General features: G+C 68.6%; 8 protein-coding genes. 4 read left to right on the forward strand and 4 right to left on the reverse strand.

Going from position 1 to position 8,645, the window contains the following annotated elements; genetic code table 11:
• Positions 1-14 precede the first annotated feature (14 nt).
• On the reverse strand, positions 15-791 hold the full coding sequence (locus tag AC07WC_RS08895) for a sulfite exporter TauE/SafE family protein (protein WP_070474219.1): 777 nt from the start codon (positions 789-791) through the stop codon (positions 15-17).
• A gap of 62 nt (positions 792-853) precedes the next feature.
• On the opposite strand from AC07WC_RS08895, the gene AC07WC_RS08900 reads away from it, so the two are divergent.
• On the forward strand, positions 854-1,249 hold the full coding sequence (locus tag AC07WC_RS08900; RefSeq protein ID WP_495209676.1) for a YchJ family metal-binding protein: 396 nt from the start codon (positions 854-856) through the stop codon (positions 1,247-1,249).
• Here the strand turns inward: AC07WC_RS08900 and AC07WC_RS08905 are convergent.
• Positions 1,228-2,535, reverse strand: coding sequence for a GGDEF domain-containing protein (locus AC07WC_RS08905; protein WP_495209677.1), 1,308 nt, complete (start codon positions 2,533-2,535; stop codon positions 1,228-1,230). The two genes, AC07WC_RS08900 and AC07WC_RS08905, sit on opposite strands and share 22 nt — an antisense overlap.
• A gap of 172 nt (positions 2,536-2,707) precedes the next feature.
• Between AC07WC_RS08905 and egtB the strand changes: the two genes are divergently transcribed.
• From egtB to AC07WC_RS08920, 3 genes are read left to right on the forward strand one after another with little or no spacing between them, the layout of a single operon-like run.
• On the forward strand, positions 2,708-3,994 hold the full coding sequence (gene egtB, locus AC07WC_RS08910) for an ergothioneine biosynthesis protein EgtB (protein WP_495209678.1): 1,287 nt from the start codon (positions 2,708-2,710) through the stop codon (positions 3,992-3,994).
• The gene (egtD, locus tag AC07WC_RS08915) at positions 3,991-4,965 is read left to right on the forward strand and encodes an L-histidine N(alpha)-methyltransferase (protein WP_495209679.1); all 975 of its coding nucleotides are present in this window, start codon (positions 3,991-3,993) and stop codon (positions 4,963-4,965) included. The genes egtB and egtD overlap by 4 nt, the downstream gene beginning before the upstream one ends.
• A gap of 55 nt (positions 4,966-5,020) precedes the next feature.
• Positions 5,021-7,192 (forward strand): lytic murein transglycosylase, encoded by a 2,172-nt coding sequence (locus AC07WC_RS08920; RefSeq protein WP_495209680.1) that lies wholly within the window; start codon positions 5,021-5,023, stop codon positions 7,190-7,192.
• A 43-nt stretch (positions 7,193-7,235) separates the two neighbouring features.
• On the opposite strand, the gene AC07WC_RS08925 is transcribed toward AC07WC_RS08920, so the two are convergent.
• A complete protein-coding gene (locus AC07WC_RS08925) occupies positions 7,236-8,429 on the reverse strand; it encodes a benzoate/H(+) symporter BenE family transporter (RefSeq protein ID WP_495209681.1) in 1,194 nt (397 codons plus the stop codon).
• Between the two features lie 23 nt (positions 8,430-8,452).
• Positions 8,453-8,645, reverse strand: a 193-nt coding sequence (locus tag AC07WC_RS08930) for a hypothetical protein (RefSeq protein WP_495209682.1), incomplete at its 5' end; no start/stop codon positions are given.

An 8,645-nucleotide genomic window follows, 5' to 3' on the forward strand; every position in this document is an offset into this window, starting at 1 on the left:
GCTGGCCCGTCCTGCTAACCGGCGAAGGTATCCCAGCCCATCCGGGCGATCAGGACCACCACCAGACCGACGAACAGCTTGCGGATGAAGGGCGTGCCGCCACGCAGCGCCATCCGCGTGCCGACCACCGAGCCGATGATGTTGGCCGCGGCCATCGGCAGCGCGAACAGCCAGAGGATGTTGCCGGTCGGCACGAAGAACGAGATCGCCGCGACGTTGGTCGCCAGGTTCACCACCTTGGAGGCAGCCGACGCACGCAGGAAGTCCAGGCCGAAGAAACGCACGAACAGGAAGATCAGGAAGCTGCCGGTGCCCGGCCCGAAGAAGCCGTCGTAGAATCCGATCACCGCACCGATCGCCAGCGCCGTCACCAGTTCCTTGCGGCCGATCTCGCGCGGGCGGTGCAGGGCACCGAAGTCCTTCTTCCACAGCGTGTAGCCGAGCATCGCCACCAGCAGCACCAGCACCAGCGGGCGCACCGCATCCTTGGGCAGCAGGCTGACCGCGGTGGCCCCGGCGAACGAGAACACGAAGGCCGTGCCCGCCGCGAACAGCACCGGCCGCCACGGGAAGCGCACATTGCGCGCATAGCGGAATGCCGCGGCCGCCGTGCCGAACATCGAACTGAACTTGTTGGTGCCGAACAGCATCGCCGGCGTGTGCTGCGGCAGGACGGTGAACAACCCGGGCAACTGCACCAGCCCGCCGCCGCCGACCGCGGCATCGACCAGGCCGGCGATGAAGGCGATCGCCACCAACCACAACAGCTCAGGGGGAACCAGCTCAAGCACGGTGGCACATCGCGGCAGAAGGCGCGCCAGCATACGCCCGCTCATCGCGCGACAATACCCCCATGACCACTGCCAACTCCGATCCCTGTCCCTGCGGCCGCCCACTGGCTTACAGCGCCTGCTGCGGCCGCTACCATGCCGGTACGCCCGCCCCGGACGCCGAATCGCTGATGCGCTCGCGCTACAGCGCTTACGTGCGCCACCTGGCCGACTACCTGTTGGCCACCTGGCATCCATCCACGCGCCCGGACGCACTGTCGTTGGACGAAGCACCCGGTCAACGCACCCAATGGCTGGGGCTGACGATCCAGGGCCATACGCAGTCCGACCCGGACCATGCCCAGGTCCTTTTTCTGGCCCGCTACAGGGTCGGCGGCGGCAGTGCGGTCAAAATGCGCGAGCACAGCCGCTTCGTGCGCGACGACGGGCGCTGGTTCTATCTCGACGCGCTGCCCTGAGCCAGCGCGGCCGTGCGCACCGGCACGGCGCCCTGCTGGCCATGCGCGCGTACGCAGTTGCGGCCGGCGTCCTTGGCGGCATACAGGGCCTGGTCGGCCGCCTTGATCACCGCCTGCGGGCTGTCGGCCACCCGGCTGTCGGCCACGCCGATGCTCACCGTCACCTGTACCACCGCGCCGCTGCCACCGCGTCCGCGCTGCAGCTGCCCCACGGCATCGTCGCGGCTGCGCGCGGCCCGGTCGCGCAGATGCATCCGCACCCCCTCGATCGTCGCGCGGACCTCTTCCACCGCCGCCACACAGGCCGGGGCAGCGCGATCCAGGAATACCAGCACGAATTCCTCGCCGCCGTAGCGGAACGCACGGCCACCGCCGCCCACGTCGGCCAAGCGTGCGGCCACCAGCTTGAGCACGTCATCGCCGGCATCGTGGCCATGGGTATCGTTGAAGCGCTTGAAATGATCCACGTCCACCATGGCGATCGTGTAGGTGGCGCCCACCCGCTGCAGGCATTCATTGAACGCGCGCCGGCCCGGCAGACCGGTCAGTTCGTCGCGGAAGGCCATGTGGAAAGCCTCCTGCAGCATCGCCGAAGCGACCAGCAACAGCGCCATGCAGCTGACCGCAGGCAGCAGCGCCGGTGAGATGAACACCCGCGGCAGCATCCACCACAGGCAGAGCAGGGCGATCAGCAGGGCCGTGTGCAGCGGCCTCGGCTGGTGCCAGGCCTGCACCGCCAGCGCGACCGTTGCCACCGCGAACAGCAGCGCCGGCAGCTGGGCCAGCGCATTCCAGCCGCTCGGCAGCCACGTCAGGTGCCGGTCCGACAACAGCGCCTGCATGCCATCCGGGCCCTGCGCGGCCAGCAGCAGGAAAATCCCCAGTGCCATGCCGGTGACCACGCCGCGCAGCAACAGATCCTGGCGCAGCCGCCCGCGCTCGGGCCACAGCCCATGCACCAGGAACAGCAGCGGCAGCCACCACGACACCGCATGGAAGATCAGCGGGGTGTGCACCGAAATTATGCCCTCGCGCAGGAAGGCGCCGACCACGCCGTGCAGGAGCGCGAACGCCAGTGCGATCGCCAGCATCAGGCACACCGCACGCACGCGGGCGTAGATCAACGCCAGGCCGATGCCCAGGCAGGCCAGCACCAGCGGCAGCAGGCGGTGCACGGGATTGCCGACCTCCGCCGCCGGCGTGGCGCCCCACAGCCCCACGGCCACCAGCACGGCAGGCAGCACGAACAGATAGTGGCTGGGCTGGCGTAGCAGGTGCGTCCGCAAGAAGGGGTCCACGTGGTGGGCCGGCGCGCCGTGGTTGCAGCGTGCAAACCGGACAACACAGGCAGGGAGTCTCCCCCGATAGCGGCCCGTGCGTATTCAACTTGAGCGCTGTCACCAGACCGATGCCGTGCCATGACGTGGCACTCACCCCGGCTGGTCGATCCTGATCGCGATGAATACCGCCGTTGCTTCCGCACCACTGCTCACCGCCGCCCCGCCGTCGTCGCTGGCTGCCCGCTACGCTGGCGTGCGCGCCCGCACGGTCGCGCTGGCCGCCCCGCTGAGCGCCGAGGACGCCATGGTGCAGAGCATGGCCGACGCCAGCCCGGCCAAATGGCATCTGGCCCACACCACCTGGTTCTTCGAGCGCTTCGTGCTGGCCACCCGGCCCGGTTACGCTCCGATCGATGCGGACTGGCACTACCTGTTCAACAGCTATTACCAGAGCATCGGCCCGGCGCATGCGCGTCCGCAGCGCGGTCTGCTCTCGCGCCCGTCGCTGGAGCGGGTGCTGCATTTCCGCGCCGAGATCGACCAGCGCGTGATCACCGCCCTGCAGGCCGGCAGTCTCAGCGAACAGGCCCAGCACCAGTTGCTGCTCGGCCTGCATCACGAGCAGCAGCACCAGGAGCTGCTGCTGACCGATATCAAGCACGCATTCTGGTCCAACCCGCTGCAGCCGGCCTACCGCGAGGATCTTGCGGTGGCACCGGCCCGTGCGCTGCCGCTGCGGTGGCTTGGCAGTCCCGAGCAGATCGTGGAGATCGGCGCGCCGGTCTGGCCCACCCAGCCGACATTCGCCTACGACAACGAATCGCCGGTACACCGCGCGTTGGTCCCGGCGCATGCGCTGGCCAACCGCCCGGTCAGCAATGAGGAGTACCGGCGGTTCGTGCAGGCCGGTGGCTACCGCGAGCCGCGCTGGTGGATGAGCGAAGGCTGGACGCTGTGCCAGGACCAGCATTGGCAGCATCCGCTGTATTGGGATGATGCACTGGAGCGTGAGTTCACCCTGGGGGGCTGGCGCCCGCTCGATCCCCACGCGCCCGTCTGCCATCTCAGTTACTTCGAAGCCGACGCCTACGCGCGCTGGCAGGAGGCCCGCCTGCCCACCGAGTTCGAGTGGGAAGCGGCCACCGCCGGCCGCCCGCTGCGTGGCCGCTTTGCCGGTACCGATCAGCTCCACCCTGGTGGGGCGGAAGAGGACGGCGACATCGTCCAGTTGTTCGGCGATGTCTGGGAATGGACCAGCAGCGCCTACGGACCGTATCCCGGCTTCCGCACGTTCCCCGGCAACCTCGGCGAGTACAACGGCAAGTTCATGTGCGGGCAGTGGGTGTTGCGCGGGGGCAGCTGCGCCACGCCGGCCGATCACCTGCGCGCCAGCTACCGCAATTTCTTCGCACCATCGGCCCGGTGGCAGTTCGCCGGCCTGCGCCTGGCCAGGGACGCGGCATGAGTTCGGTCCGCGATGCACTCGAGGCGCTGACCGATCTGCAGCCGGATCGCGACCAGATCACCGCCGACATCCTCCGTGGCCTCTCCGCCACGCCGCGGCAGCTGCCCTCCAAGTACTTCTACGATGCGCATGGCTCGGCGCTGTTCGAGCAGATCACCCAGCAGCCGGAGTACTACCCGACCCGCACTGAGCTGCAGCTGCTGCAGGACTGCGCACGCGACATCGGCAAGGTAGTCGGTCCCCGCCTGCACGTGGTGGAGCTGGGCAGCGGCAGCGGGCGCAAGACCGAACTGCTGCTGCACGCGCTGCGTGACCCGGTCGCCTATACCCCGATCGAGATCTCCCGTGCGGCGCTGCTGGACAGCATCACCCGGCTGGCCCCGTTGCTGCCGGATATCGAAATGCTGCCGGTCTGTGCGGATTTCACCCAGCCGGTGCAGTTGCCAACGCCGCAGCGCGAGCCGGCACGCCACCTGGTGTTCTTCCCCGGCTCGACCCTGGGCAACTTCGCGCATGATGACGCCATCGCGCTGTTGAAGGCGATGCGCCAGACCATGGGGCCGGACGGCATGGCCCTGATCGGCATCGACCTGCACAAGGATGCAGGGCTGATCGAGGCCGCCTACAACGATGCTGCGGGCGTCACTGCCGACTTCACCCTCAATCTGCTGCGTCGGCTCAACCGCGATATCGGCAGCGATTTCGATCTGGATGGTTTCCGCCATCGCGCCCGCTACAGCGTGCCGCGCCTGCGCATCGAAACCGAACTGGTCAGCCAGCGCGACCAGCGCGTGCAGGTGGATGGGCAGAGCTTCGAGTTCGCCGAAGGCGAAGCGATGACCGTCGAGTACAGCCACAAGTACACCGACGCCGTGTTCACGACGATGGCCGCTGCCGCGGGCCTGCGCGTGACCGCCCACTGGAATGCCACCGATCCTGCCTTCGGCCTGCGCCTGCTGCAGCCGGCCTGACCTGGGCGGCATTGCCGCTATGATGCAGGTCCACTGGCTGCAAGGATTCCCGCCAATGCGATGGTCGCCCCTGTTGTTGGCCGGGCTGTGGCTCGGCGCGCCGTCGTTGGCGGTGGCCGCACCGGATCCGTTCTCCAGCTGCCTGGCCACGCTCAAGGCACAGGCCGGCAGGCAGGGGATCAGTGCCGAGCGTTTCGACGTGCTCACTGCCGGGCTGGTCCCGGATCCCAGCGTGCTGCCGCTGCTGGACGCGCAGCCCGAGTTCACCACCCCGTTGTGGGATTACCTGGCCGCCCTGGTGGATAGCCAGCGGGTCGAGGATGGGCGCGCCCGTCTGGTCGAGCACCGTGATCTGCTGGCCCGCGTTTCGGCCGAGTACGGTGTCGATGCCGCCACCATCGTCGCGGTGTGGGGTGTGGAGAGCGATTACGGCCGCGTGTTCGGCAAGCGCCCGCTGCTGCAGTCGCTGGCCACGCTGTCCTGCGAAGGGCGCCGCCAACCGTTCTTCCGCGGCGAACTGCTGGCCCTGCTCAAGCTGATCGACGCCGGAGACCTGCGTGCCGAAGGCCTGACCGGGTCGTGGGCCGGCGCGTTTGGCCATACCCAGTTCATGCCCTCCACCTATGCGCGCATCGCGGTGGATGGAGACGGCGACGGCCGTCGCGATCTGGTTGCCTCGATCCCCGACGCGCTGGCGTCCACGGCCAACTACCTGAAGAAGGCCGGGTGGCGCACCGGGCAGCCGTGGGGCATGGAAGTGAAGGTTCCGGCCGGCTTCAACGCCGGCCTGGCCGGCCGCACCCAGCGCAAGCCGCTGACCGACTGGCGCGCGCTGGGTATCGTCCCGGTGGCCGGCGGGGCGCTGGCCCCGGCTGGCCTGCCCGCCGACAGCACTGCCGCACTGCTGCTCCCCACCGGTGCCAAGGGCCCGGCCTGGCTGGTGTTCCGCAACTACGACGCGATCTACGCGTACAACGCCGCCGAGAGCTACGCGCTGGCGATCGCCACCCTGGCCGATCGCCTGCGCGGTGGTCCGGGCATCGTGGCCGCCTGGCCGACCGACGATCCCGGCATCGGCCGTACCGAACGCCGTGAATTGCAGACCCTGCTGCTGGCCCGCGGCCACGCCATCGGCAGCGCCGACGGCATGATCGGGACCGCGACCCGCCGCGCCATCCAGGCCGAACAGCAGCGCCTGGGCTGGACCCCCGCCGACGGCCGAGCCGGCCAGCGCATCCTTACCGCCCTGCGCGGTGCCCCTCCTTCTTCAACACCCACCATGCCCGCATCCACCGTGTTCACCCTGCCGCCCAACCACGCCCAGTACGTCCAGTCCCCGGCCGGGCCGCGCGCTGCCCTGCCCAAGGTGCCCGGGCTCAGCCTGGCCGAGGTCCAGGGCTTCCCCGCATGGAAAGTGGAGACCCCGTTCGCCACTGCCGCGATCAGCGTGTTCGGAGGCCAGCTGCTGTCCTATGTGCCCAAGGGCGGGCAGGACGTCATGTGGCTCTCGCCCAGTGCCCAGCCATTGCCGACCCCGATCCGCGGCGGTACCCCCGTGTGCTGGCCGTACTTTGGCCGGCAGGGGCAGGGCAATGAGGTGCCTTCGCACGGCTTCGTCCGCAACCTGCCATGGACGCTGCAGCAGGCCCGCCGCGAGGCCGACGGCAGCGTGGTCCTGACCCTGGCGCCGCCGGTGCTCGAGAACCTCGATCTTCGCCTGCGCATGGAACTGCGGGTCGGCCGGACGCTGGAACAGCGCCTGATCACGGAGAACACCGGCCGCCAACCGGTTGCCTTCACCCAGGCGCTGCACAACTACTTCCACGTCAGCGATGCGATGCAGGTGAGCGTGGACGGGCTGGACGGCCTGTCCTACCTGGACAAGTTCGAGAACTACGGCGCTCCCCGCCTGCAGCAGGGCGAGTGGAGCCTGCGTGACCCGCGCGATCCGGGCCGCAGCGACCGCATTTATACCCAGGCCGGTGGCCGCTACCTGCTCAAGGATCCGGGCCTGAAGCGCCGCATCGAGATCACCACGACCGGCAGCCGCTCACTGGTGGCGTGGAACCCGGGGGAGGCCGGTGCCGGCAAGATGCCGGATGTCGGCGCTGGCTGGCGCAACTACGTGTGCCTGGAGGCGGCCAATGCCGGCCCGGACGTGGTGACCCTGGCCCCGGGGGCCAGCCATACCCTGACCCAGACGTTCCGGGTGTTGCCGCTTCAATGAGCTGCACAGCGGGCAGGGCGTCCAGCGCGCTGCCCCCTCAGGATCATGCCGGGCGCGGTCGCAGTACCGCCAGGCAGATGCCGCCGGCCACCAGGCCCCAGAACGCCGAGCCGATCCCGGCCAGCGACAGGCCCGAAGCGGTGACCAGGAACGTCACCAACGCCGCCTCGCGGTCGGCCTCCTCGCGCAGCGCCGTGGCCAGGCTGTTGGCGATCGTGCCGAACAGCGCGATGCCGGCCACGCAGGCCACCAGTTCCTTGGGAAAGGCGGCAAATACCGCGGCCACCGTCGCCCCGAACAGTCCGATCAGGATATAGAAGGCGCCTGCGGCGGCGGCAGCGGTGTAACGCCGCGCTGGATCCTCGTGTGCTTCGCGCCCCATGCAGATCGCGGCGGTGATCGCGGCCAGGTTGAGCCCGTAAGCACCGAAGGGGGCCAACAGCGTGTTGACCACGCCGATCCAGCCGATCACCGGCGACACCGGTGTGTCGTAGCCGGAGGCACGGATCACCGCGACGCCCGGAATGTTCTGCGAGGCCATGGTGACGACGAACAGCGGCAGGGCGATGCCGAACACCGCCGACCACGACAGTGTCGGCCAGGTGAACACCGGCGTGGCCAGTTCCAGTCGCACTGCTTCCATATGAAGCAGGCCCTGAGCGGCCGCGACCATGACACCGACGAGCAGGGTGGCGATCACCGCATAACGCGGGAACACACGTCGACCGATCAGCCAGGTGGCGAACATCGCCAGTGCCATGCCGAGTTGCGTGCCCATCGAAACGAACACATCCAATCCAAAGCGCAGCAGGACACCGGCGAGCATGCCGGCGGCAAGGGCCATCGGCACCCGCTTCATCAGCTTGGCGAAGATGCCCGAGAAGCCGGCCAACATGCCGAGCACGGCGGCAAGGACGAATGCGCCGATCGCATCGCTGTAGCCGACCGCGCCCGCACCGACCACGAGCATCGCCGCACCCGGCGTGGACCAGGCAGTGACCACCGGCATCCGATAGCGCAGTGACAGACCCACGCAGGTCACGCCCATGCCAAGGCCCAGCGCCCACATCCACGAAGCGATCTGCGCCTGATCTGCGCCGACCGCGCGCGCGGCCTGGAACACGATCACCGCCGAACTGGCGAAGCCCACCAACACGGTAATGAAGCCTGCCATCACCGCAGGCAGGGAGAGATCGCGCCACAACGAACGTTTGCCAACCGCCGACATCGCATGCATTCCTGATGACAAGAGATGCATTGTTAGCAAGCCTGCGGCAGCACGCGCAACGCGCGTGCTGCCGCGCTTGTCGATGAGCAGCACGCATGGATGACGTATTGATGAAAAAGATCGACGAAAACGCTTGACGAATTTTCAGAAGTCTTTAGTATTCGCTCCCTCGCTGCGACGCGGTCTTCACCCCGGTGAACACCCACCCGCAGCGACGGCAACAAG

Source organism: Stenotrophomonas sp. GW821-FHT01H02A, assembly GCF_059422145.1.

Bases quoted from the DNA above. Each gene is read 5' to 3' on its own strand.
- AC07WC_RS08925 (WP_495209681.1), bottom strand. From the start codon at position 8,429: ATGCATGCGATGTCGGCGGTTGGCAAACGTTCGTTGTGGCGCGATCTC.
- egtD (WP_495209679.1), top strand. From the start codon at position 3,991: ATGAGTTCGGTCCGCGATGCACTCGAGGCGCTGACCGATCTGCAGCCG.
- egtB (WP_495209678.1), top strand. From the start codon at position 2,708: ATGAATACCGCCGTTGCTTCCGCACCACTGCTCACCGCCGCCCCGCCG.
- AC07WC_RS08920 (WP_495209680.1), top strand. From the start codon at position 5,021: ATGCGATGGTCGCCCCTGTTGTTGGCCGGGCTGTGGCTCGGCGCGCCG.
- AC07WC_RS08900 (WP_495209676.1), top strand. From the start codon at position 854: ATGACCACTGCCAACTCCGATCCCTGTCCCTGCGGCCGCCCACTGGCT.